At 58.5% G+C, this 24,051-nt stretch carries 19 protein-coding genes and 5 pseudogenes; 11 read left to right on the top strand and 13 right to left on the bottom strand.

Annotated elements, in window-relative coordinates; genetic code table 11:
- The 4 genes from XH85_RS34385 to XH85_RS34400 form a co-directional block, all read right to left on the bottom strand.
- Entirely contained in the window at positions 1–297 is a 297-nt protein-coding gene (locus XH85_RS34385) for a hypothetical protein (RefSeq protein ID WP_128935435.1), read from the bottom strand.
- A 689-nt stretch (positions 298–986) separates the two neighbouring features.
- Positions 987–1,964, bottom strand: a complete 978-nt coding sequence (locus XH85_RS34390; protein ID WP_128935436.1) for a LysR family transcriptional regulator — start codon at positions 1,962–1,964, stop codon at positions 987–989.
- 86 nt (positions 1,965–2,050) lie between these two features.
- Complete coding sequence (locus tag XH85_RS34395) at positions 2,051–2,419, bottom strand: response regulator transcription factor (protein ID WP_128935437.1); 369 nt, start codon at positions 2,417–2,419, stop codon at positions 2,051–2,053.
- 88 nt (positions 2,420–2,507) lie between these two features.
- Complete coding sequence (locus XH85_RS34400) at positions 2,508–3,122, bottom strand: response regulator transcription factor (protein ID WP_128935438.1); 615 nt, start codon at positions 3,120–3,122, stop codon at positions 2,508–2,510.
- Between the two features lie 689 nt (positions 3,123–3,811).
- Between XH85_RS34400 and XH85_RS34405 the strand changes: the two genes are divergently transcribed.
- Positions 3,812–4,711, top strand: a complete 900-nt coding sequence (locus XH85_RS34405) for a sensor histidine kinase (protein ID WP_128935439.1) — start codon at positions 3,812–3,814, stop codon at positions 4,709–4,711.
- Between the two features lie 528 nt (positions 4,712–5,239).
- Positions 5,240–5,784: pseudogene (locus XH85_RS34415) on the top strand (Dps family protein).
- A gap of 211 nt (positions 5,785–5,995) precedes the next feature.
- On the opposite strand, the gene XH85_RS34420 reads toward XH85_RS34415, so the two are convergent.
- From XH85_RS34420 to msrB, 3 genes are read right to left on the bottom strand one after another with little or no spacing between them, the layout of a single operon-like run.
- Positions 5,996–7,276, bottom strand: coding sequence for a lactonase family protein (locus XH85_RS34420; protein ID WP_128935441.1), 1,281 nt, complete (start codon positions 7,274–7,276; stop codon positions 5,996–5,998).
- Positions 7,277–7,289: 13 nt separating this feature from the next.
- Positions 7,290–7,802: a peptide-methionine (S)-S-oxide reductase MsrA gene (msrA, locus tag XH85_RS34425; RefSeq protein ID WP_128935442.1), complete on the bottom strand. Its 513-nt coding sequence runs from the start codon at positions 7,800–7,802 to the stop codon at positions 7,290–7,292.
- Positions 7,803–7,804: 2 nt separating this feature from the next.
- Positions 7,805–8,257 (bottom strand): peptide-methionine (R)-S-oxide reductase MsrB, encoded by a 453-nt coding sequence (msrB, locus tag XH85_RS34430; protein ID WP_128935443.1) that lies wholly within the window; start codon positions 8,255–8,257, stop codon positions 7,805–7,807.
- Positions 8,258–10,784: 2,527 nt separating this feature from the next.
- Here msrB and XH85_RS34450 point away from each other — a divergent pair.
- Positions 10,785–11,870, top strand: coding sequence for an SAM-dependent methyltransferase (locus tag XH85_RS34450; protein WP_245473827.1), 1,086 nt, complete (start codon positions 10,785–10,787; stop codon positions 11,868–11,870).
- Positions 11,871–12,282: 412 nt separating this feature from the next.
- Positions 12,283–13,761: an MHYT domain-containing protein gene (locus tag XH85_RS34455; RefSeq protein ID WP_164940872.1), complete on the top strand. Its 1,479-nt coding sequence runs from the start codon at positions 12,283–12,285 to the stop codon at positions 13,759–13,761.
- 9 nt (positions 13,762–13,770) lie between these two features.
- Here the strand turns inward: XH85_RS34455 and XH85_RS45975 are convergent, their stop codons facing one another.
- Entirely contained in the window at positions 13,771–13,974 is a 204-nt protein-coding gene (locus XH85_RS45975; RefSeq protein WP_208758070.1) for a hypothetical protein, read from the bottom strand.
- A 1,032-nt stretch (positions 13,975–15,006) separates the two neighbouring features.
- Between XH85_RS45975 and XH85_RS47015 the strand changes: the two are divergent.
- The 3 genes and pseudogenes from XH85_RS47015 to XH85_RS47025 all read left to right on the top strand — a co-directional run.
- Positions 15,007–15,180: pseudogene (locus XH85_RS47015) on the top strand (transposase DNA-binding-containing protein); the annotation flags it as partial.
- Positions 15,181–15,599: 419 nt separating this feature from the next.
- A complete protein-coding gene (locus tag XH85_RS47020) occupies positions 15,600–16,463 on the top strand; it encodes an IS4 family transposase (protein ID WP_245473828.1) in 864 nt (287 codons plus the stop codon).
- A 399-nt stretch (positions 16,464–16,862) separates the two neighbouring features.
- On the top strand, positions 16,863–17,042 hold the full coding sequence (locus XH85_RS47025) for a response regulator (RefSeq protein ID WP_276486204.1): 180 nt from the start codon (positions 16,863–16,865) through the stop codon (positions 17,040–17,042).
- A 309-nt stretch (positions 17,043–17,351) separates the two neighbouring features.
- Here the strand turns inward: XH85_RS47025 and XH85_RS34470 are convergent, their stop codons facing one another.
- Entirely contained in the window at positions 17,352–17,996 is a 645-nt protein-coding gene (locus tag XH85_RS34470; RefSeq protein WP_128935448.1) for a hypothetical protein, read from the bottom strand.
- A 1,288-nt stretch (positions 17,997–19,284) separates the two neighbouring features.
- On the opposite strand from XH85_RS34470, the gene XH85_RS34480 reads away from it, so the two are divergent.
- A complete protein-coding gene (locus tag XH85_RS34480; RefSeq protein ID WP_245473830.1) occupies positions 19,285–19,542 on the top strand; it encodes a hypothetical protein in 258 nt (85 codons plus the stop codon).
- A gap of 265 nt (positions 19,543–19,807) precedes the next feature.
- On the top strand, positions 19,808–20,092 hold the full coding sequence (locus tag XH85_RS34485) for a hypothetical protein (protein WP_245473831.1): 285 nt from the start codon (positions 19,808–19,810) through the stop codon (positions 20,090–20,092).
- 111 nt (positions 20,093–20,203) lie between these two features.
- On the opposite strand, the pseudogene XH85_RS47030 reads toward XH85_RS34485, so the two are convergent.
- The 4 genes and pseudogenes from XH85_RS47030 to XH85_RS34510 form a co-directional block, all read right to left on the bottom strand.
- A pseudogene (locus XH85_RS47030) lies at positions 20,204–20,630 on the bottom strand (hypothetical protein).
- A 7-nt stretch (positions 20,631–20,637) separates the two neighbouring features.
- Positions 20,638–20,859, bottom strand: a complete 222-nt coding sequence (locus tag XH85_RS34495; protein ID WP_128935449.1) for a hypothetical protein — start codon at positions 20,857–20,859, stop codon at positions 20,638–20,640.
- Positions 20,860–21,042: 183 nt separating this feature from the next.
- A complete protein-coding gene (locus XH85_RS45510; RefSeq protein WP_164940873.1) occupies positions 21,043–21,219 on the bottom strand; it encodes a hypothetical protein in 177 nt (58 codons plus the stop codon).
- Positions 21,220–22,725: 1,506 nt separating this feature from the next.
- The gene (locus XH85_RS34510; protein ID WP_128935451.1) at positions 22,726–22,947 is read right to left on the bottom strand and encodes a hypothetical protein; all 222 of its coding nucleotides are present in this window, start codon (positions 22,945–22,947) and stop codon (positions 22,726–22,728) included.
- Between the two features lie 43 nt (positions 22,948–22,990).
- Here XH85_RS34510 and XH85_RS34515 point away from each other — a divergent pair.
- Together XH85_RS34515 and XH85_RS34520 are read left to right on the top strand one after the other, a co-directional pair.
- A pseudogene (locus XH85_RS34515) lies at positions 22,991–23,284 on the top strand (hypothetical protein); the annotation flags it as partial.
- Between the two features lie 3 nt (positions 23,285–23,287).
- A pseudogene (locus XH85_RS34520) lies at positions 23,288–24,012 on the top strand (SOS response-associated peptidase).
- Positions 24,013–24,051: the final 39 nt, after the last annotated feature.

Here is a 24,051-nt window from a genome sequence, read left to right on the forward strand (position 1 = left end):
TTAGTTGATTCCCGCTCGATCCAGTATTGCAGACCATCGGACGCCGGCGGCGGCAGCTTCCATAACATGCCCTGAAACCACATGCAGCGATGAGACCCTGACGACCCAGACACCCAGATGACGGCCGGTGCGTCGCGTTAGATCGTTCTGCAAATTTCGCACGGCCATCCCGAAGGCGGCAATCGTGAGCACCCAGAACAGCGCCAGGATCACGTAGCGCCAGCCCCTTGATGCAAATAGTCGTTGGTGTTTCCGGTCAGGAAAACACCTGAGATCAATGAAGGGATTGGCGGGCATGCGCGGTCTCTCACCTGATGGAGTAGCTTCTCTATGTATCGCTCAATCGAATCGTTACTCCGCACATCGGTTGACAGGCAACGCATACCGCCAAAGGGACCAGTGCGCCTAAAACCCGGACAATCAATCACTCAAACGACGACCAGTGTTCACTGCGCGTCCAGCCAGTCTTCGGGTCCCGTGAGTTTGCCAACCCATCGGTCAAGGTAAGCCGGAACGATTTCCCATCGACATCCGCGGACTGCAACTTCCCATTGGTTATGGAATCGATGACAGTATGTTTCGCATCACCAGGCCAGTTGTTGGCTGACCACCCGGATCTCCTGCGTTATTCTCTAAACCGATCCAGTTGCAGGAGCGCCTGATATCATCTGGGTCGATCTCGTAGCTTGCGAACCCCAGTCTTTCCGTCACATTTTGAGGCCGTTTCCGCGCCATCCACAGCCGGCGCCACGACAAACGGCTACGCAAGCAGCGACTTTCTCCTACTTTTGAAAGCCGGGACTCCCCGACCTAGTCGCTGGAACAATTAAGGGGCTCGTAGCGCGTCTATGCCGCAATCCGAATATGTGAGCGGGAATTCGTACTCCGCCAGTGGACGGAAGTCGGGAAACGGGCCGCATGACGGGCAGTCGTATCGAAATGATAGCGACGAGGCTATAGCGCTAAAGGCCGTGCGTCGCTCTACCCTAAGCGGTGATGCGGACGACTTCCGGGTCACGTTGACGTCGGGGCATGGCGGTGAACGGACCTGTCTTTGGCGCGATCCGCGCCTGCGCCTTTGTCAGCAGCGTCTGCCAATCGAATCGCCTGCAGATCTTTATGAAAGCGTCGAGCGCAGGCGAATATTGACGTCCCCCGACAACAAAGAGCTCAACAGTGTGTTTGAAGTCGAAGTCCGCGATAGGACGGACGACAGCATCCGGCAGTGCTGGCGCGTGCTCTGGGGTTAGCATAACGCCAAGGTTTGCGCTAACTAGGTGCTGCAGGTGCTGCAGCCCTTGCGCGCGGTGCCCGGGCTGTGCGACCTGCCCCTCGCACAGCTGCTCGCGGAACGCACGGTAGATCTCGCAGTCAATCGCTTCAAGCCATTTTGCGGACCGCAGATCCTTCAGGCTAATGGCGGCCTCCTCTGCCATCCGGCTCCCCTCGGCGCATGCGACAAAGACTCTCTCGCGGAATAAGCTGAAACGCTCGATACGTTCGGGCGTTGGCCCAATGCAGCTGCTACCCAGAGCGGCACTGACGTCGTCGCTCAGTAAGCCTTCGAAGACGTTAGAGGATTCAGCATCGACCAGATCGACTTGGAGGCCCGGTAGCTGGGTCGTGAGCGCCGCGATCGGTTGCGCCAGGATCGACGCCGAGATCATCGGTGTCAGGGCCACCCGGAGTGTGGCGACCTTCTTCCGCTTGAATTTTTTAGCATTGGCGCGAGCCTCCTCGACGGCGAGCAGCGTCCGCTCCAGCGTGGGCAGCATTAGCTTTCCAAGGTCTGTTAACTGGCTGAGGTGCCTTTCACGGAAAACCAGTGCGCCACCAAGTTCGTACTCCAGCTTCTGAATTGACTTGGTCAGCGCAGGTTGGGAGACGTTGCACTGTTCGGCCGCCCGAGTAAAGTTCATGCACTTGGCAAGGGCTACGAAATACCGAATTTGGTGAAATTCCATGGCGGCTCCTTATTTCTTCAGCTAGCCCGTCAAGGGGGCTATCGTCAGGGGACTTCGTTCGCCAACGAGATCCGGCTGGACGTCCGTCATGCCGCAACACTGCGTTGAACGATGTCGAGCAGCGATTGCGCCTCGATTGGCTTTCTGAAAAAGCCGACCGCTCCGGAGTACATCGCGCGTTCGCGCCACGACTCTTCAGGGCGCCCGCTAATGAGAATGACTTTAGGTGGATCCGACATCTCGACGACGCGCTCGACCAAATCGATACCGGACAGCCCCGGCATATCGATGTCCGCGACCACGCAGTCACAGCGCTCGCTCTCCTCGGTATCGAGGAAGGACTCCGCGCTCCCGAAGCAGGCTACTTCGTGGCCAGCAGCACGCAGCAGGTAATTCAACGATTCCCGGAGGAGGGCATCGTCATCGACGACGCAGATGAGAGCTTTCTTGTTCATGAAGCGAAACTGCGCCTATTCGACGCGCTCGCCTACTCTCCCACGGCTGAGGTTAGTCCTGTCCTTTTGGACAGGCTTCGATGAGCACCTACTCCTCGCCTTCCAGAAGTGCCGCCATCCGGGTCAATTCCGCGAGGCTGCTGGCCATCATCTTCGTCATGACCGCGCTCCGATGAAATTTCACGGTCGTCTCCTGGATCTCTAATGCGCCTGCGATTTGCTTGTTCATTTGGCCTGCACACACTAGCGCCATGACCTCGCGTTCACGTGCGGTCAGGCTTTCGTATCGTTTGCGCAATTCCGACAGCCGGTCCGGCGCCGGCGATGGCGGCTTCCACGTTCGGATCGCGTTGGCAACTGCCTCCAACATCTCCTGGTCCCGAAAAGGCTTTTCGATGAAGTCAACAGCGCCTGCCTTCATCGCCTGAACTGACATGCGGATATCGCCATAGCCGCTCATCAGGATAATTGGCAAACGGTTATTACGCCGGGCGAGCGACGCCTGCAGTTCGAGCCCGCTGGGCCCCGGCATCCTGACGTCGATGATCACGCAGCCAGGCACATCAGCTAGATCGGCAGCAAGAAAATCCACCGCACGACCGTAGAGCTTCACGGTGTAACCGACTGATCGCAGAAGATCGTCGATCGAATGCCTCATGAGCTCGTCGTCGTCGACGACATGGACGATAGCGTCGCCCAACATAGCTATTTCGTCTTCAGAGCAAGCGGTTGCCCTTCGGTCTCGTTCACCGCTCATGGTCCCAAGCTTCGGGTTCCGGTCGATCCGACGCGCTCGTCCCCTCTATCATTTTGTTGGGAGACATTGGTAGGCATAGAGTCAATTCCCAATGGGAATGGATGTAGTGCCGCGCCTGAAAGGCGGACGGAACGCAATTTTCCATCACCCCGCATCATCCCGGTGGGCGCCGCCACAGGACGTCCGGTTAGAGAATATCGTTCCTAGGTCATCTCCGACAGCCATTGATGCCCAAGAGAGTCACGTCCGAAGAGCTCGCGGGCCTGTTGATGACCATCACAAGCAACTGAGATCAACGTTGAAGATCATGGGGCTTACCCCATACGCATCTGATTTCACCGAGGCGAGCATCTTCACCGCCATTATCGCCGCGCTCGCGTGCGCCTTAACCTATCGCTATTGTGTTTCGAGGATACCGCGCTAGTCCGGCGTCTAATCGGGCGCGGCTGTTCCTTTAAGGTCGATGTGACTGTAAGGATCCGTTCTAGTGTCGAAGTCGGATCCGCGCCTCGCGAGGGGCCGCGATAACGTAGGGATATAGAACTTATGGCGACCGAGGTCTCCAAATCGGTCCAAAGTCGCTCTCGTCGGGTGTCGCATGTCGGCCCTGTGACGAGAACTTGAGGGAGGCGCGAATGTCGGTCGTGAGCTTGCGAGAAACGTTGAAGTCAGCATTGGGGGCTATTCTTTCGCTACCAGATGCGGCCCCTATCGGAGACGGAGCGTTCGCGATAGATCTCTCCGCCGTGACAGAGGCGACATCTAAAAATGCCCGTAATGGGCGGGCGGAGATCCCTTTGCAAGGCGCAGATGGAGAGACCTCGGGCGTCCTGTGCAAAATCGTTTCCATCGATATTCCGGTCTGCGGGCCCGCGGAGATCGATCGAGACACCACGAAGATCTTCGTCCATGACATCGCAAATCTCTTGGCAGTTATCGATGGAGGCCTGCGGCTGCTTGACGTAAAGACTGACGCGCAAGATCGCGCTGTGATCGTTGAAAGGCTCCGCCGCGCAATCCAGCGCGGCGCGTCGCTCAGCCGCAAACTGCTGGACAGCGATCGTCCGTATTGCAGCACAGCTCGGCCCGTCTCCCATGACCATATCGTGGACATCGGAGATCTGGTCGACCAGACGCTGCGCGCTGACGTTGTTGTCGACACGCACATCGACCCGGGTCTCGGGCAGTTCCAAGCTGATCCGGAGGAACTCCATCTTGCACTCCTCAATCTCTGCAAGAATGCAAGCGACGCGATGCCCGAAGGTGGGACGATCAGTATTAGCGCGCGGAACGTCTGCGTGCAGATAGACGCTCCCTGGGTCGAGATATCGGTTTCCGACGATGGGACCGGCATGAGCCCGGACGTGCTCGAACGAGCCTTCGAGCCCTACTTCACGACGAAGGAAATCGACACAGGTACAGGGTTGGGTCTCACCCAAGTCAAACGCCTCGTCGAACGCTGCAATGGAACGATTAATATCCAGAGCGCGGAGAACAAGGGAACGACCGTGCGTATGCTATTTCCGTGCACGTAGAATGGCATCAACGCGGCCGATCCGCAGGGCAAGTGGAGGACGGTCACATGTGCAAACAAGATCAATATCGAAAGTTACCTCTCAAAATGAGAGACGCGCCATCAGGATCGTGCGCGCCGCCAAGGGCCCTTCCGGCTACCCTCCACGGATACTCCTTTCCTCGTTGGGGCCGTCCTGTGCCAGGCATATCCGAATCGGCCGGTGCGACCGCTTAATCGCTGCTGGCGACGGCCTCCAGGTAATCGACGCCTCGATCATGCCCAACATAACCCGCGGCAACACCAACGCCCCGACCCAGGCGCTTGCGCGCCACGCCACGGCGATGCTGGTCGACGACCTAAAGCGGACCTAAGGAGCTCTGGCACAAGCCGAAGTGGCCCGACGTAGATAGTGATCGAGGGCGGAACCGACTATGCCGCGGGATCAATGGGATCGATTCCTTTCATACTTGCAGTTTATTTCGAAAAATTGCTTGTTCAGAGCCCCGGCGTGCAACAAGGCTGCATTAGTCCTGAAGGAGGGATGAAAATGAGTGTAGAGGACGCGAGAAAGCGCCGCGAGGCTCCGCTCGACACGCCGAGCAATCTCGGCTCCAATGCACTAAAATATTCCGGCCCCCCTCACTGTGCTTCTGGCAGACGTGTTCGCGCTTTACGTCAAGACCAAGAACTTCCATGCACATATCAGGGCCGCATTTCCGGGATTATCACCTCCTTGTTGATGAGCAGGCCGCGCAGATTTTCGCGATGATGGAAGACATCGCGGAAAGAGTCCGTAGGATCGGCGGCACAACGATCCGCCCGATCGCCCACATCGCCAGAGTGAAACATATCAAGGACAATGACGCCGATTTCGTCACACCTGACGGCATGCTAGCCGAGCTGAAAGAAGACAACCTCGCGCTCAGCCAGCGCCTGCGGCAGACACGTAATATCTGCGACGAACATGGCGATGCAGCTTCAGCTAGCCTGGTCGTAATCGGGATCGACGAGGCGGAACGTCGCACATGGTTCCTTTTTCGAGACAACGAGGAAAGCTTAACCACGAGCGCACGCCACCCGCGAACTTTCTGACGACGCCAACTGACTCCATTTGCGGCCAAACCGACGAGGAGATCGCTAAGCTCGACGAGGTCGAGCGTCCAGCCGTGCGCGAGGGAAAACTGCGCCACTGTATCTTGCGATTGACTGATTTGCGCGGCAAGGGCCGAGAGCGCGTCTGCCAGACGCATCACAGTGGATTAGCTGGATCTTGCATGATCGACCGCGCTCCGTCGGTAGATGTCTAGAATCCTGCGAGGCCCTGGGTGCTGTTGTAGGGAATCGGGTTTCGACCAATCTCCGTCAGTCTGCCGCTCGTCTTGTCGAGGCCGTAGCTGACAAGCACCTGGGCATTTCCAAAGACCTGGTAGAAGTACTGGTCGTCGGGAGTCAGCCAGCTGTCGCTGGGTCCGCTGCTGACGAGCCCGTTCACAGCGCGGAAGGTACCGTCGCCCGGTATCGCTTTGTTGGCCGGGTCCTGGAGAAGGCTCAATCGGCCGTCTACAAGCCGGTAGGTCGAGACCGTTCCGTATCCGAAGTTGGTCGCGAGCACCAGCGAGTTGTCAGATGTCACCTGCAGCCAGCAGAGCTCAGATGGCTTCCCGAGCGCGGTATCGATCGGGGCCAAAGGACCGTCGGTCACCCGACCCTCGCCATCAATGCGGCTCACTAGCACGCCGTCTCCTACCGCGAAACCGTTCAGGAAAGTATCGCGGCTCCGGTTGAGGAAGGCGATGTAGAATGGTCCCGCGCCGCCGGCATTGGCGAAGGAGGCCTCGCCGAGTGCGCCGTCGTCGCCCACCGGGAATATCACGAGCCCGTCTGGATCGGGGGCGTTCGCCACGACCAGATTTGGCGACCCGTCCGGATTGACGGCTGGACGAGCGTCGAAAAGAATATCGACCAGCAGGAACCGGCCGTCGGGCGACAGGACAGCTTGTGTCGACACCCGATCGGTCTTTGTCGCGGTATTTACCGAAGCCCGCTCCGGGCGCAGCTTCAGCTTGCCGTCCTCGGCAACCGTGTATGACCGGAGGTGGTTGGGGCCGAAGGCATGGAGCACGTATAGAGTTCGACTTTGGGAGCGGTAGGCGAGCGACTTCGCCGTTCCGCTGCGCCCTATTACGGGCTCGCCAGTCGGTTGTCGATCGATCAGTGTCAGCTTGCCGTCTGGACTCACCCGGAAGCTCGTCACGCTGTTGTCGCCGCCGTTCGTCGCGAACAGCAGAGTGTTGGATTCGGCCAGGATCACGCTGCCAGCGCCCTCGAATGCGTTGGGCGCACTCTTTTGGCCGCTGATCGGCTTGAAGACGCCAGACCCAGCGCCCCCGGTAGGGATACTCTCGAGTAGCTTTAGTTGCCCATCCGCGTTGCGACCGAAGTGCATGATGCGGTTCTGGGTTTCATTGGTCTGCACGTAGACATGACCTACAAGCTCAGAAGCGCGTGCTTCTATTCCGAGAGTCCCGAACAGAAGCAGCACGAGAGGTATAAGGAAGAGCTTCGACGATCGCGGACGGGTCATATAGTTAATCTCCTTAGGCCCGAGTTCTGACCGACAACTTCCACTGGGGCCGGACGAAATGGCAGGTGTAGCCGTTCGGATGCCGTTCCAGGTAGTCCTGGTGCTCGGGCTCGGCCTCCCAGAAATCGCCGGCGGGTGAAATCTCGGTCACAACCTTGCCCGGCCACAGCCCTGACGCCTCGACGTCGGCGATGGTATCCTCGGCGACGCGGCGCTGCTCCTCGGTAGTGTAGAAAATCGCCGACCTGTAGCTTGTGCCTCGGTCGTTTCCCTGCCGGTTGAGCGTCGTCGGGTCGTGGATCTGGAAGAAGAACTCGAGCAACTCTCGGAAGCTCGTCTGACTCGGGTCGAATACGATCTCGAGCGCTTCGGCGTGCTTTCCGTGGTCGCGATACGTAGCGTTCTTGACGTCGCCGCCCGAGTAGCCGACCCGCGTCGAGACGACACCGGCCAGGCGCCTGAGCAGCTGCTGCATTCCCCAGAAGCAACCTCCTGCCAGGACCGCGCGCTCTGTAGTCGCTGCCATCGTCAGGCCTCCTGCTTTGAGAACAGCGTTGAGTACTTGCCGTATCCCTCGCTTTCGAGTTGGTCGCGGTGGATAAACCTCAACGAGGCCGAATTTATACAGTACCTCAACCCGCCCTTGTCGCGCGGCCCATCTGGGAAGATGTGGCCAAGATGGCTGTCGCCGTGCTTGGAGCGAACCTCGGTCCGCGTCATGCCATGCGAGCTGTCAACGTTCTCGGCGACATTTGCGGCCTCTAGGGGCCGCGTGAAACTCGGCCATCCCGTTCCGCTGTCGAACTTGTCGAAGGACGCAAAGAGCGGCTCGCCGGAAACTACGTCGACGTAGAGACCAGGCTCCTTGTTGTCCCAATATTCATTGGCGAAGGGACGCTCGGTCCCGTCAGTCTGCGTGACGCGGTACTGCTCGGGAGTCAACTTCGAGACCGCTTCGGGATTTTTCCTGTAGGTCGGCATTCGCCGTGCTCCTTTTTGTTCTGCAAAGACCCAATCATAGAAATCTGCGACAATCGTATTTCGCAGACTCGAATTGAGTCATTGACTTCGGAAACTCCCGTCCATGCTGTGACGAGCCGCGGCAAACTGCCAATTCCCTTCTGGAATACGTTCGATAATTCCTCGGCTACGCCGTCGTGAACGGTAGATGAGGTGACGGCGCCTTATTCGAGTCTCGCCATATTGCAAATTGGGTGCCTAACATTTCGACAATCCGAACTCAGATTTGATGGCGGTGACTAAGCTGCAATGAGCACCAAGGGTTGGGATACGTGGACCCTTCTCCGTTTCCTGATTGTGAGCCGGCAGGGATCCGTCCGCGTCTTCAGCGAAGCGTCCCATCCGTATCGCTCTTGCCGGACTGCCTGGAGGATTGGCTAAGCGAGGACAACGTGGTCCATGTGGTCGATGCGTTCGTTGAAACGCGCGGCCCGGAGCGATTGTCGATCAAGGTTTCGTCCGCTTGCGCACGCAAAGACCAATTGCGCAAGTGGTCGGCATTGAGGGGAGCCCTAAACCTTCGTATCGTTCCACGGCACCATTTGGATGACGGGACGACTAAACGTTCAATTGAGTTGCTGATCTCAATCGCCCTAGCATGCATGCGTTGGAAAAGCGCACGGCCTCATGAAGTGCGATCGTGAAAAAAGGATGATCGATTAACAGCTGCGATAAAGCCAAGAGGAGATTACAATGCCCAACTGCTCCGAAAGTCCTAGATCCGGCAGTGCCGCACGATGCGCAGTTTGTGATGGCAACTTTGGTCTCGTCCGGCACTACTCGTGGCGAACGCCTCTTTGTTCCAAGAAGTGCGTCGATCGCTTCAGAGCTCGCAGGGAAAGTGACCGCAATTGGGTGGGCTGGCTCCAGATCACCTTCAACCAGCTGCCAGAGAACCGCGCGAGGGTCTTGTGATGGTCCAGATCTCACAACGAGGCGAGGCATATTTAGAGACAGCATGGACTTGGCTCCGCGCAGCCCAAAACATGACCGACTCAGCGATCGCGAATCACCTTAAGGGCCTTGCCGACTATTACGAGTGGCGAGCTGAGAACGCTTCGCATGTTGATGCGGCCAAACATTCGTTCGATAGCCTGAGCGCATGACCGGGTGCGCAGCTTCAAACGACTTTTCTATCTTTGAAAGTTGAACTTGCGCTCGGCGCTCAAAGAGCTAGAGGCATCAAAGTCTAGCAGGTTCGCGGGGGTTTGCTAACAGTCGAAACGGCACAACTGACTTCGTATGTCGGCCTTCCTTATCAGCCAGCCAGGCAACTGACTCTGTTATGCAAAAACCTTATCGCTGAAGAAGCCAAGCCGTCTCATATGAAGCCTGTCAGCCTCAAATGGCTCAAAAACCTGATGACCTTTTGTCTCAAATAGGACGTCAGCAGCGCGGTAGAGAGCTACTGCTATGGGCCGAAGGGTGCAGGCTAGGCCGAAACCCGATCCCCTACAACAGTCCCCAGGGCCTCGCGGGATTCTAGACACCCACCGACGGAACGCGGTCGACCGTGCAAGATCCAGCTGCTGCCACTGTGAGCAGGTCTGCAGATAAGCTCTCGTCCCTTCGCAGCCGCGCAAATCAGTCAATTGCAAGACTCTGCGGCGCAGTTTTCCCAATGGACGCTCGGCCTCATCGAGTAGAACAGCATCCCCGTATAGAAGAGGAGAAATGTCGTTCCGGTACGGTTCGTTGGCTGTCGATTGAAGCGAACAAAGGCAACGACGAACAAGCCAGATACACCCACAGCCCTGATTGACTACCGTGTGCATAGTCGCCTCCCAGTCAGTTCTGACGCGCAGATCGGCACTTTTTCGGTACTGGGTGTCTTGGACATGGCGTTCTCCTTGTCTTGGCGCCCTGGCCAACTTATCGCTGGCAGGGCAGGAGCACGGCCGGACCATCCAACAAGCGGAAGTGGTCTTCTTTAAGAGCGAGCGCCATAGACCTTCGTATCGTTTCCATGACCACCTTGGATGCTCGGCGATTGCCTACGTTCAATTGAACCGCTGATCGCGATCGTCTTAGGCTGCATGCGTTGGAAAAGCGCACGGGCTCATGAAGTGCGACGGCGAAAAAAAGACGATCGACGGACCTCAAAGCTCGTTCCCTTAGGTTGCCTTCCGGTGGAATACGCCCCCTCCGCCGGAAGGTCGAAGGGCGGTGAAGTCCCCCAGCTTCACCGCCCGCTTTTCACTTGATCGGGAGTACCAGGAGGAAACTACAATGCTCAACTGCTCCCAAAAGTCTGTCAGAGCCGCGCGATGCGCAGTTTGCGATCGTAAGTTTGGTCTTCTCCGGCGCTACTCGTGGCGAACCCCGCTTTGCTCCAAGAAGTGCGTCGATCGCTTCAGAACTCGCAGGGAGAGTGATCGCATCGGCGCAGTGACACGAATGACCCAACCCCGCAAATACGCGGCACTTCTGTGATTTGAAAAATTGCAACACGAGTTCGTCGAATTCTTCAGCTATCATAGGAGCAAGCTTGAATATTGTTCTAATATCTCAGTTGGTAGCGGCCGCCATCGTCGCGTTGTTTGTGGTGTACAACTTCTTTCATTACGTACTTTTTCTTTTGGTGACCCGACCGAAGGACGCGAGCAAGATCGGCCACCAGCTGAATAAGTTCGAGCAGCGCCAACTAATTGAGTGGACACCAAAGCCGAACGACTTTCTCAAGCATGACGACGAAAAGCGCACATATGATGACGTGTTCGGCACGTATCGCGACGAGCAATCGAACTACAGCACGTGTGTGTTTCCCCGATTGGCATTTTCGCACCCTTACGAAGCCGAACGTGCACTTTTGAAGCCAAAAGAGGGGATGCGATTCTTGGATCTCGGATGCGGCTCCGGCGCGGCAGCCGAATACCTAGCTAGGCGGAGCAATATCGAAATTGTGTGCGTGACCAATTCATCTGTGCAGGCGGAGATCTGCCGGCGGAAATTTGCGAGACTTGGCGGGCGTGGACAGGTGATAGTCATCGATTTTGACAGCCTCGATCTCCCGAATGAACACTTTGATGCCATCTATGCGCTCGAGTCGATTGGCTACACCAAAGACCTGGACGCGTGGCTAGCTAGATGCTGGCGGATGCTCAAGCCGGGAGGACGGTTGCTGATCCATTCGCCGGGGTCGCTGGATCATTGTCGCCGTACCAGGGATTACCTGAGTGTCACCGCCTTCTTCGAGAATTGGCGCTACAATTTTGTCGGGGCCAATCTTCTCGTCTACAAGATGCGCCGACTTGGCTTTAGTCCAATCCACTATCGGCGACTACCATTCTTGGCCTGGGGAGTAACCTGGAACTTCATTCAACACATGCTCTTGTGGAAGTACCGGCTAAAGATGCGCACATTCGTGGAACTGGAGCGAATTATTTGGCGCACGTCGAAGGTGTTTGTGTTTGGCAACCCGTACAACACGGTGCTGGCCACCAAACCCAAGGCACCATCTTGCTCCCAAACTCACACATCGGAAGCAGTGAAGCGGCCGCACTGGCGGCACTTCGACGATACTCATCATTGGGATTCGACCGCGGAGGAATGGATCCCCAACGACGTCCACTGATCGCGCGGGTCCACTGCCGTACAGCTACGCCGGCAAGGGCCAGGGCCGCCGTCGTCTGGTAGCGATGAACGACGGCCATCCGACAGATGAGGTGCGCGCATTCATGATAGGAGCATAGCGATCGCCACCCAAACGCCGGCTTCGGGCGTCCAGCCACGGCTGCGCGGGGTTCTGGCGGCTGGTGGTGGCCCATCGAATCGGTGCCGCCGCCGACCGTGCAGATAGCGCGCCTCGCTAGAGACAGCCTCGCTGCCGAACTATTGTCGCCCTTGAGGGAAGCGAGTCCTTGCCCCATCGTACTGACAATTTCCCTTGCGTGGCGCAATCGTAGGAGCCGGCATCCGGGGAATGCCGGTTGTGATGCCTCGGATGGTGCCTCGCTCGTCTCTGCTCCGAAATGGGGACGATCCCGATGGTAATTACCCCAACTTACGATCCGTCTCTCGTTGTCCTGTCCATCCTGGTCGCTGGCTTCGCGTCTTATACGGCCCTAGATCTCGGCGGACGCGTGGCGCTGGCCCAAGGACCCACGCACCGCATCTGGCTGGCGGGGGCTGCGCTCACCATGGGAGCCGGCATATGGTCGATGCACTTCGTCGCCATGCTCGCCTTCGAGTTGCCGATGCCGGTGTCCTACGATGTCGGCTTGACTGTCCTTTCCCTCGTGCTGGCGATCCTGGGCACGAGCGGCAGCTTCTACTTCATCAGTCGCCCGGGCGGCGTATCCCGCCCCCGCCTCGCCCTCAGCGGCGTCTTCATGGGGTTCGGCATCCTCGCCATGCACTACACCGGCATGGCGGCCGTGCGGGGGCCCGTCGAATTGAGCTACGATCCCCTGTGGGTCGCGCTCTCCGTGATCGTCGCGATCGGCGCGGCGACGGCGGCGCTGTGGCTCGCGTTCGGAACCAAGGACCCTGGGCAGAAGCTCGCCGCCGCCATCGTCCTGGGGTTCGCCATTTCCGGCATGCACTACACCGGGATGCGGGCGGCCATCTGTACCGCTCCCGCCACGACGGACGTCGCCCAGGAGATCACGACCCTCGATCGGACCTCCCTGGCGGTGGCGATCGCGGGTTTCGTGCTCGCCGATCTGGCCGCCCTGTTCGCCTCCGCGTACAAGCGCAAGCGCGCCGACGAGGCCCTGCGTCAGACGCGGGCGGATCTTGCCCATGTCCAACGGGTCACCGCCATGGGAGAGCTGGCGGCCTCGATCACACATGAAGTCATGCAGCCGCTCGGGGCGGGAATGAACAATGCCGGCGCCGCCTTGCGCTGGCTGGGTGCCCAGCCGCCAGATCTGGACAAGGCCCGGGACGCGCTTGGTCGTACCGTCAAAAACGGAGAGCGTGCGGCCGAGATCATCGGCCGCATCCGTAGCCTCGTCAAGAAGGAGCCCCCGCGGAAGGATGCCTTGGAGGTCAACGAAGCGATCGTTGAGGTTGTTGCCCTGACCCGTGGCGAAGTGATGAAAAACAATGTCTCGGTGCAGACGCAACTCGCGGAGGGCTTGCCGCTCATTCAAGGAGATCGAGTCCAACTGCAGCAAGTGATCCTTAACTTGATCATCAACGCCGTCCAAGCGATGAGCGGTGTCAGCGAAGGGTCGCGCGGGTTGCTGATCCGCACTGGGAAAGATACATCGGACAGAGTGCTCGTCGCCGTGCAGGATACTGGCCCGGGACTGAAGCCGGAGAGTTTTGAACGCCTGTTCGACTCATTCTACACTACCAAGCCCGGCGGCATGGGCATGGGGCTATCGATCTGCCGTTCGATTGTCGAAGCTCACGGGGGACGCATATGGGCCACCCCGAACGCCGGGCCAGGCATCGCAGTTCAATTCACTTTGCCGATCAACGATCAAGCCACGGCATCCGCGCGTCCGGCGGCGTGATCTTAACTACTATTCAGAGAGCTGGTATGGTTTCCAAGCCGGAGTAGCCATTCCGGGAAAACGCGCACGTCCTTGAGCGGCCTTTCCTCGGCTTTGCTCGCATGAAACAGCAGTTCCCGATGCAGATGTCGTCAATGAAACGTCGAGTGCTGAAAAGATGACCTTGCCGTTTTGATCGACGATCGAAACGTCACTGGTGTTAGTCCACACCATTTGTCGTTCCAATCTGACGCTACAACACGCCATCCGTTCGCACCTATATCCTCATTCTACATGTCCATTCTACACATTCGCTCTGATTCTCCTTCACTTCCGTCGCTTTCGCTTGGGCTTGTGGCCCATCGCGTCAATTAGCTGCGATGCAGAACTTGATCGCTATGGGTGCATAGCGGACTCTGGCAAGCCGCCCGTCCGGCAAATTTATGGGTTCACGGCCTAGCCTAGTAGCTCGAGGACCGCAATACGCGAGCTCTTAGCAGCCATCCGAACCGACTCCTCACTCGTCTATGAACGGCTCACCGGTTGGCTCACGGCTCGACGCAACGGCATTTCCAACGTGGCGACCTCGCGCCAAACGTCCTAATCATGATCGCGCGGCGCTACTCAAGAGTGCCACACAAAAACAGATCGCCGGGCCGAAAAACACAATAGAATAAATGCAGACCAGGATTGCTACCTCAGTTCAATCCTTCAATCCTGTCCGGCAACGACCTTCTGCTCAGTCTATCAGACTGATAAGGTTTCGCATATTACCTTATCAGTTGGCCAACTGACTCCATTTCGTATGAAAGCTTATCAGTCGACCGAGCGCCCGCCCCTAAGCCAAGTAACCGGCGCCTAATCGATGCAATTGCCTGCAGAGTAATCGAAATACTTCCGATAACAGCTCTTCTCGGAAGTATCGGAGATCGGTACGCATCCGGCGACGGCCCCGGCTAGGACCGCTCTTGTCGGAAGGCTGGTCGCTCTTGAGCGGCGTGAGCGATGCTTTAGCTGCCGCCTCCAAGGCAGCGGATTACATGACGACACTATCGGACAAAGGCCACACAATATTTCCAACGAGCAGGCTCGAATTCAGATAGGCCGCCACGGCGACCGGAGTGTACGTTCTTTCGTACGCGTCCGGTGAAGCTTTCAATTACCCATAACTTTGGCCACCGGGCTGATCCGCTGATCGGCGAAATCTTGAATCGAAAGAATCACTTGTGATTCCTTGCTGAGCACCTGATTCGCGAGGGGTGCTCTATGGGGCTGACATTAAGGGATCGATCGGCAAAAGGCTGTTTGCGGTCCTTGGAAGGTGAATGTTGGATTGATCGAGAGAGTAGTGGATGCGAGTTTAGGGATGCGCGGCTCGGCGACAGATTCCGCAAACTGCTCATGCAGATTGGAAGCGCCATGGGACAAAGCATTCCGCTCGTCTGCCAGGATTGGGCGAATACCAAGGCAGCCTACCGCTTCTTCTCTAATGACCGGGTCAGCGAAGCGGACATTCTGGCCGGCCATTTCCAATCGACACATGATCGTGCCGCCGGCACTGAAGGTCTCGTTCTGGTGCTGCACGATACAACCGAGTTCAGCTATCAACGCGAGAAGTCAGAAGCGATTGGCATCACCAAGAGCATAAACAGTGGACGGGATAAGGCGGGTCGCCTCAGATCGCACACGGTTTGCGGCATCCTGATGCATTCGAGCCTCGCAGTTACAATCGAAGGGGTGCCGCTGGGGTTGGCTGCCGTTAAGTTCTGGACCCGGAAGAAATTCAAGGGACGGCAGCGCTTAAAAAGAAGATCAATCCGACCCGGATTCCCATCGAGAAAAAGGAAAGCGTCCGGTGGTTGGAAAATCTCAAGCAGTCTACGCAACTCTTGGATCATCCGGGACGATGCATCCATGTTGGTGATCGCGAGAGTGACATCTACGAGCTTTTCTGCGCAGCACAGGAGATCGGCACTCATTTCCTGATCAGGACCTGCGTCGACCGCTTGGCTGGAGAGGGGGATCGCACGATCGCCGACGAAATGGACGAGGTCGCCGTCAAAGGGCTCCATCGCATCGAAGTCAGAGACAGTAACGGCGATCCCGACCAGGCCGTTCTTGAGATCAGGTATCGCAAGATACGCGTCCTGCCGCCGATCGGAAAGCAGAAGCGCTATCCTGCTCTGACCTTGACGGTGATCCATGCCGAAGAGCGCGGGACGCCGAAAAACAGAAAGAAGATCGATTGGAAGCTGATCACCGACCTGCCTGTTAGTTCCCGCACCGACGCCATTGAGAAGCTCGAATGGTATGCTTTGAGATGGAAGATCGAGGTGTTCCACAAGATCCTCAAATCGGGCTGCAAAGCCGAGGAGTCGAAGCTCAGGACAGCCCAGCGTCTGACCAATCTGATCTCGCTCTTTTGCATCCTGAGTTGGCGGGTCTTCTGGATGACGATGCTCAACCGTTCCGCCCCAGACGCGCCGCCAACCCTCGCGTTGACTGCGACTGAAATCGGCGTGCTCGATCGGCTCGTCAACGACAAATCAAAAGCAAGACAGAAAACGCTCTCGCACTATCTGATCAAGATCGCCCGGCTCGGCGGTTATCTCGCCCGCGCCAGCGACCCGCCGCCCGGCAATACCGTCATGTGGCGTGGGCTGTCACGCCTCACCGACATCGCGCTGGGCGCCATGGTCGGACGAGAATTTGTGGGTAATTGAAAGCCGGTGAAGGCCCCTGGTTAGGTCATCCTGAGCGGATGGCTGAGCTCGCTTATGCGGCGTGAGCGACGTCCCGAGGTCGCCAATTCCAGGGCATGAGTTCCTGGATGCGCTTGGCATGTTACCTGCTGAAGAAGAGGCAGACCGCGGCAACGCTTGTTGCATCCCGGCAGAAACCCTAACTCGCACGCAGTTCTTGTTACCATGAGCCTCTCGGCATTCGCACTTTCCTCCCATTCTCTCCGCCTTCTGCTCAGCCCCAAGCACTTGTGCTCGCAAGTGTTCCAGCTCGGCAAGTTGAAAGGTGAGCCGACCGCCCCGTTGCGCTGTTCGACTGCGGGAGGCGAGCGAACGCCTTAAGAGCCTACTGTGAGCATACTTCTCATCTAGGACGATCCCCTGGCCCACGAATTCATCGTCGAGGCGCTGCGCGAGGCGGGCTATCACGTGATCCACGCGAGCACTGGAGATGAGGCGCTGGCCCGGTGCAAACTCCGGGTCGCAGATGTACTGGTCACCGACGTCAGGCTGCCAGGACAACTCGATGGATGGCAGATAGCGGACATTCTTTCCATGTAGTGCACGCGCCTGCGACTTGGGGCAATGGCGTACTACGGCTTCTATCCGGGGATAACGCGCAGCCGAATGCACCTTGGGACCGCCGCGAGGTTCGAGAGCGCTCGCGCTGACTTAGAAGAGCTTGGATTGGACAGCGCGGAAGTATGCCGCGCGAGGCGCGCGGCGAGAAAGTGCCCGTCGGCAATATTGTGGAGATCGCCGTCACCATCGAACTGGTGCAGGGCGGACCGCATCTGAGTCGAGAAGTTCAACGCGCCGTTCCTGCACCAGCTCAAGGTGACCTAAGGAGTACATAGATGGGGATCGGCTTTACACCGGCTTTCGGAGTTGTCGTGACGAAACCATCTCGGCTTCAACCTCCTTAATTGTGTCGAGGACGTTTTTGACGGATGCTTCTAGACCAGATAGGGGGTTGGGATCGGCTTCGATTTGCGGTGGACGCGCTAAGCTGAGTTGGCGAGCATCGTCGGCTCGCGCTTCGGAGCGGCGCATCGCAGCAAAGGCTAAGACGCGCTCGGCATAGGTATGGTGAAATGGCAATGATGTGATAAAGCCAAGTGCCACGAGTGCCATCATCATCACTAGCGACAACCCGTCGAGGGAGCTGGTTATCCGCGCGTCATTGTATTCGATGTCGGGAGGCGGTGTGACCTGAACGACCTCCGCCGAGACGTCGACCGGTGCCATGCCGATCGTTTGCTCGCCTTTGCGGTCGATAGCGGGTGGCGGTGTGACCTGAACTACATCCGCTGAGGCATCTACCGGTGCCGCGCCGACCGTTTGCTCCCCCTTACGGTCGATGACGGATGCGGGCGCGACTTGAACTTCATCCCGCGCGCGATCTACCGGTGGGCTGGCAGCCGTGGCATCATCATTTCCCGCGCGCCGCGCGCCCAATGGGGTTCGCGCCCCAAGCGGCTGCACAGGGTTGTGATCCGAGAGGATCTTCCGCATTGGTTCGTGCGGCTTGAGCTTCGTTCGCTGAGCTTTGTGAGCCTTGTGGCGGAAGGGCGCGGGCGTCGCGTGTCTCCACATATCCCACCCAGGACGGGCCGCGCGCTCTCGGAAGGGGTAAGAAGCACCGTCACGAAGCCAGCCATCGCCAGACCAACTCCTGCTCCGTTGGATCTGCATGCCCAGTCGGTTCGGGTAAGGCAAGCCGTATGCACCGACATAGGGATCGCCCCCACCATACCCCCCACCGGCACCAGCGCTGGGAGCTCCCGCACCGGCATCGGCGCCACCGCTGGCAGCCGAACCGCCGTTGGCAGCACCGCCACCGGTACCAGCTCCCGCTGCACCACCGCCACTGCCGCTACCAGCTCCCGCGCCACCACCGCCAGCTCCCGCACCACCGGCGCCACCACCGCCAGCTCCCCCACCACCAGCGCCACCACCGCCAGCTCCCCCACCACCAGCGCCACCGCCGCCACCACCCCCGCCACCACCGCCACCGCTCCCGTGGCCAAACGCCTGGGTGATTACGGGAGGAGTAATCAGGGACATCAGCAAGGTTGCCACTACCGTAAACTTGATCACCGACCTGAGCACATCTTGCTCCGAGCTTCGGGCAGCGCGAAGTTCGCTTGTGTATCCGCGCGCCTCAATCCGAGACTAGTCGCGCAGGCGCCAACGCGCGCGCATCTTCAGAGACTGGTAGCGCCGCATTTCGTTCGGCGTTTCTCGTTTCGATCCTCTGCTCAGCCTGATGCACTCGTTCGCGAAGAGCGTCCAGCTCGGCGAGCTGAGAAGCCAAAGTTTCTAAACGGCACCGAAGAACAACGGCAGCAGCATGCGCTCCACGGCATGAATCGCCCGCCCCGGTCAAATTGGCTGATTTGAAGAGATCGGCTCATCGCGGAGCTTCCGGGAAAGTCTGGGTATGATGGAGGCCACTCATGGCAGAACCCTCCCTATGGCGACGTTCGGGCGATTGAGCTCAGTCACCACACCGATTTCATCGCAAGAAAGCGGAACCTAGGTTGACCCTGATGGTTTCTTTGGGCGCAAATTAAATCACCGGAGCGATTTAACTAAATTAAATTAGGTTACACAAGTTCAATCACTAAATATAACGAGCCCGGCGGTAGCGTCCTGCCCCACCCACTCCACCGGTGGTCGTACTTGCGACCGTCTCGGTCGCCTTCCATTGCCGCAGTCATTGTTTCCCTGCACCACGCGGCTCAATTGGGCGAGCCGTTATCATCGTAGAAGCCGCGCACAAGGTCCGCCAGAAACATTCGTGCTCGACGGCGAAGCTGTCGTCCTAGGTGTCGACGGCATTTCCGATTTTAATGCACTACACTCGCGCAAGCACGATCAGGAGGTGCAGCTCTTCGACCTCCTAGCGATGGACGGCGACGCACCTCCGCGACCTGCCGCTGCATCTGCGCAAGACCAATCTGGAGCGGCTGCTGGGCGCCGGTGGGAGGGCATCACCGTTGCGCCGTTTGACCGCGGCGAAATCGGCCTGATTCATTCCGCGCCGCACGCCGAATGAGCTTGGAGGGGCTCGTCTCCAAGCATCGCGATCGGCCGTACCGCGGCGGCGTCAGAAGCACTGGATCAAAGTGAAGAACCGCAGCCATCCGGCAATGGAGCGGGAGCTTTAGCACCCTGCTGTTCCAGAATTAACCCGCGGTCGCGACATCAAGCTTAATTCCAGAGGTTGATTGCACCGAAGCCGTGGCCGGACATTGCCCTTTGTCCGGGCCCCCATGGGCGAAGCCGTCGCGCCATTATATTCGACGCGGCGGCTCGTTTGATTGCAGGCCATCATCCTGAAGCAGCGGTCACACTACGCAAAAGTGGATCTTATCGAGATGCGTCGGCAACTCACGGCACTGCGCTCGCAGCACTCGGACAATCTTGCAATAGCATCGCTGCTGAACCGCTTCTTGGTGAAGATTGCATTCCTTTCGGAGCCTACAGACCCGAAACACGAACAGTATCTCCGATCTGAGCTTGCACAGACGCTGAAGAAGGTAGAGGCGATCACCTCGCGAAAACCAGCAGCGAAGCGGCCGGTTCCCACTAAGCCATCCAAGTAACGCTAACCGCCAATCCTAGACGCAGTCGCGAAGAGCGTCCTCGTTTCGCGCACTGATGCCTTCGTGGCGAGGGGCCGCCGCGTTCGTCGGCGGCCTCGCCCATGAGCACGCCTAGTAGGCCCGGCGCACCACGCGATGCAATCGAGATTGTTTCGGCAAGATCCTATTGGCTAGCGCAAGCACTGACATTTCGTCTGTTTCGAACGCGATCTTCTGCGCGAGCATGACATCGCCTGCCGCCAAAGCTCTTTCGGGAACGAAACACCACCCGGCTGTCCGGCTTCGTCGACCTGCACAACATTACTCACGGTACCATAGTGAATTCGATATCGTCGGCCGCTGTGAGAGCCAGTGACTTCGAAATAACTCTCGGCATCAAACTGCGCACGTTGATCGGGAGAGACCATTCGCGGAGAAGACGCCGCCCACGTGCTTCCGGAGTGTTTTGCTCGTTGAAGCTCCGGTAGAGCGCGCGCAGCGCGCGCAAATGCGGGTTACTGGCAGCGCCTCTGCGTCTGACCAAAACATTTTGTGCCATATGGAGGCTACCCGCCGACGAGGCGCGGATAAAACAGCGTCTCGTCAGCGGTCGGATCAAACGTCCGTACGAGGTTGAAATGGCCGGACGGCATTCGGCTGGCGGCTGTATATCCTTGGCCGGTCAGCTTGCCAAAGCGGCGCTCAGCCTTTGCCAGCCCAACGGGATCAGTTTGGTCAAAAAAATGTCTGCTGTCGCCGGTGCCGTCCATCACGATCTGGGTAGCCATGGAAGAGTACTCCGCAATGCCTAGCCTATGACGAGGAAGAACCTGGCAGCGGTGAACGGTGTTCCTATTCTCGGATAATTTCGATGTGGCCTTCGTCAAGCGCGTCCGTTAGACGCTCGCCGAAAACCTTGGACGCGATCTGATGTGGTTCAGGGCGCGCGGTAGCGCGGCTCTCGGAAAAACCTACGCAGCGATGTCAAACGATGCAATCAGTGCGCGGACCTCGTTTGCCAAGTCCCGATAGTGCCGCCCGGCCCGGAGATACAACTCTCGATTACTGCCATCAGACTTTTTCGCAATCAGATCGCATTCGGCTGCGAGACTTTCGAAACGTTCCAGCTTGGCCTGAAAACCACTCATTGGAAAACACCCCTACTCTACAAAGGGAGGCGAAGATATCCGCCGGATTAGATTAGAGCAAGCGACCGAATATAATCATGCTGCAGCGCACTTGCCTCGGGGCGGTCGCAGAACCAGCGTGTACGCCCCTGCCGCCAAGGACGTCCCGGCGGTCTAGATTGGCGCAACGAGCCTTGGCGCGGGTCGCGTCGCGGCAACGGCCGTCCGTGACCGGCCGCTTTTCGCAGCCGTGTGGTATTGGGATTTAGATCGCCGCTCTTCGCCTTCCTCGTCTTGGAATGCACGGCTTCACGGCAACTAGGATGGCAGTCGTCACTGCGATGCCGATCGTTTGCGCGACGTTCTTCATGGGGCGGCCCTGCGGCTGAGGTGTGACGCCTGTCCACTCTTCGGCCGGCTGTCGATCCGACGCTACTTCAGGAGCGTCGTGGGTGTGGATAAAACCCGGCGGCTCGCGTAGCATCGGCAAGGGTTCAACGTCTCACCGGGATCAGACCAATGAGCCGTTTCCTGCTGTGCTGTGTAGCCGCTACCTGCTTCGCCGGAGCTTTAGTCTTCCATTCCTCCGAAGCGAATGCTGTCTTTTGGCGCGGCATCACCGCGCCAATAAACATCGATATTCATGGATGGCCGATCATCAAAGAGCCCCCGCCGAGCCCATGCCAATGGATACGGGTGAGCAGTGGCTACTGGGTCCGACGGTGCGTTTACTAGGCCAGCATTGGCCCATCCCTCAATTCAAAGTTAAGGGCGGGGCACTTTGTTCTTTCGCCCAAACCTGAGGCGATTTATCCGGTCGTGCGGTGGGTATTACTCCTCTCTTTTGCGAAGCGGCTTTTGATCTTGCGGCGTAGGAGGGTGTCGAAAAGCGAGGGTAGATTTGCTATCGCATGCTCCAGCTCACTAGCGATGGCCCGATAGCGCACGAGCAGTCTCGCATATAAGTCGCGCTTAATCTGATTTTTTGCAACAATCTGAAGTCGCTCGCATTCAGCGATTTGCGCTCGGAGCAGGTCTAGTTGGGCTTGCATTTCCTTCATGGCGCCGAGTTGATATTCCTGCGACACTGGCGTCAATGCGGAAAGGCGAAGGTCCGCCGGGACCGCGTGACGCCTCCCACCATCGCAGCGTTGCGGTCCACGTCCCTCGCCAGCATGGCCATCGCCCAGTCCGGCGGTGGCTTAGTGCATGGCCCTCGCGGCAATACGGCTATGGCAATGGCGGCGGTGACGGCAGCCCCAACGCCAGCCTGATCAGGATCGCTGACACGCCTTCAGGCGGCCTCAGTTCGGGAGCAGCGGCATTCGGAACACCCCGATCCAGGCGAAAAAAGCAACTTCAATTAAGAAGGTGGTGCCCCATGATGGCGACAGTGAGAACTGCGTCGCCCGCCGGTAAAGTGGTCATAGCGCGCCTCGCGTAGTTGCGAAGCCCCAAAGCCCAGAACAAAACTCTCGGACGTTCGGAAATGTTTCAGTTCCCACGCGGGCTCGAGCGCGGAATGCGTTAGCGCCTTTCGAGTTCCTTGATTGCCAGAGCGGAAATGTTCGACGCGTCTTTGTTGCCGGTCTGCGCGATCTTGATGATCGTTTTTGCAATCATTTCCGTCAGAGGGTCGTCGCGATCCTTGACGCAGAGGGCATGCAACGTTTGCTCGTATGCTTTGGTAATACAGGCAACCTCTCTAGGTGCCATGCCGTGGGTTTGCAGATGCAAGTAGATAGCCATCTCGACCCGAACCCATACCTCAATGAAGCACATTATCACGGGCCTGCTTTGCGAAAGCTGGAACGAACGGCTGTGGAGTGATGGCGAACCGATCGATCCGTCGCCGACCATCGATCAGGCCGTGAACGGGGGCTTCCCCTGGCTGGAGATCAGGTGCGCGCGCTGCAAGACGCCGAGCGACGTCGACCTCGCGGCGATGAAGCACCCGCCGACCACCTTTGTGCACGATCTCGCCAGCCGGCTGCGCTGTCGCAAATGCGCCAAGGCGGGCCGGCGTCCATCCGCGACTCTGCTACAGTTGACGTGGCAGCCGCGCCACCCTCGAACCGAATCCTGACCGATGTGCAATCTTTATTCGATCACGACCAATCAAGCCGCCATAAGCGCGCTGTTCCGCGTCGTGAACCGCTACGTCGGCAATCTGGCGCCGATGCCCGGCGTATTTCCGGACTACAAGGCACCGATCGTGCGCAACGGAGCCGAGGGTCGCGAGCTCGCCACGGCGCGGTGGGGAATGCCGTCGTCATCAAAGGCGTTGATGGACGCCACCAAGAAACGCGCCGAAAAGCTGCAGGCTAAGGGCAAGTAAGTGGATTTCAAGGAATTGCTGCGGATGGAGCCGGACGGCGGCACGACAACCATCCGCAAGGTGAAGAGCAAGCACTGGACACGATGTTGGGGACCGAGAATCGCTGCTTGGTACCGTTCAACTCCTTCAGCGAATTCAACAAGGCCGAGGGCGGCGATGTTTGGTTCGCACTCAATGAGACCCGTCCCCTCGCCTGCTTCGCCGGCATCTGGACCAACTGGACGTCCGTCCGGAAGGTCAAGGAAGGTGAGACGACCAACGACCTCTACGCGTTCCTCACGACGGAGGCGAACGCCGAGGTCGGCGCTATCCACCCCAAGGCGATGCCGGTCATCCTGACAATACCGGAAGAAGTCGAGATCTGGATGACGGCTCCTCCGGACGAAGCGCTGAACCTGCAGCGGCCGCTTCCGGACGGATCGCTCAGGATCGTCGGCCGCGGCGTCAAGGAAGACCAGGCCGGGCAGACAACGTGACCGACGAGGACGACGACCAGGCAGAGCCGTCGGCCCGCC

The organism is Bradyrhizobium zhanjiangense, from assembly GCF_004114935.1.
GTDB lineage: Bacteria > Pseudomonadota > Alphaproteobacteria > Rhizobiales > Xanthobacteraceae > Bradyrhizobium > Bradyrhizobium zhanjiangense.

Bases quoted from the DNA above. Each gene is read 5' to 3' on its own strand.
- XH85_RS34385 (WP_128935435.1), bottom strand. From the start codon at position 297: ATGCCCGCCAATCCCTTCATTGATCTCAGGTGTTTTCCTGACCGGAAA.
- XH85_RS34390 (WP_128935436.1), bottom strand. From the start codon at position 1,964: ATGGAATTTCACCAAATTCGGTATTTCGTAGCCCTTGCCAAGTGCATG.
- XH85_RS34395 (WP_128935437.1), bottom strand. From the start codon at position 2,419: ATGAACAAGAAAGCTCTCATCTGCGTCGTCGATGACGATGCCCTCCTC.
- XH85_RS34400 (WP_128935438.1), bottom strand. From the start codon at position 3,122: ATGTTGGGCGACGCTATCGTCCATGTCGTCGACGACGACGAGCTCATG.
- XH85_RS34405 (WP_128935439.1), top strand. From the start codon at position 3,812: ATGTCGGTCGTGAGCTTGCGAGAAACGTTGAAGTCAGCATTGGGGGCT.
- XH85_RS34420 (WP_128935441.1), bottom strand. From the start codon at position 7,276: ATGACCCGTCCGCGATCGTCGAAGCTCTTCCTTATACCTCTCGTGCTG.
- msrA (WP_128935442.1), bottom strand. From the start codon at position 7,802: ATGGCAGCGACTACAGAGCGCGCGGTCCTGGCAGGAGGTTGCTTCTGG.
- msrB (WP_128935443.1), bottom strand. From the start codon at position 8,257: ATGCCGACCTACAGGAAAAATCCCGAAGCGGTCTCGAAGTTGACTCCC.
- XH85_RS34455 (WP_164940872.1), top strand. From the start codon at position 12,283: ATGGTAATTACCCCAACTTACGATCCGTCTCTCGTTGTCCTGTCCATC.
- XH85_RS45975 (WP_208758070.1), bottom strand. From the start codon at position 13,974: ATGGTGTGGACTAACACCAGTGACGTTTCGATCGTCGATCAAAACGGC.
- XH85_RS34470 (WP_128935448.1), bottom strand. From the start codon at position 17,996: ATGCGGAAGATCCTCTCGGATCACAACCCTGTGCAGCCGCTTGGGGCG.
- XH85_RS34495 (WP_128935449.1), bottom strand. From the start codon at position 20,859: ATGGCTACCCAGATCGTGATGGACGGCACCGGCGACAGCAGACATTTT.
- XH85_RS45510 (WP_164940873.1), bottom strand. From the start codon at position 21,219: ATGAGTGGTTTTCAGGCCAAGCTGGAACGTTTCGAAAGTCTCGCAGCC.
- XH85_RS34510 (WP_128935451.1), bottom strand. From the start codon at position 22,947: ATGGCTATCTACTTGCATCTGCAAACCCACGGCATGGCACCTAGAGAG.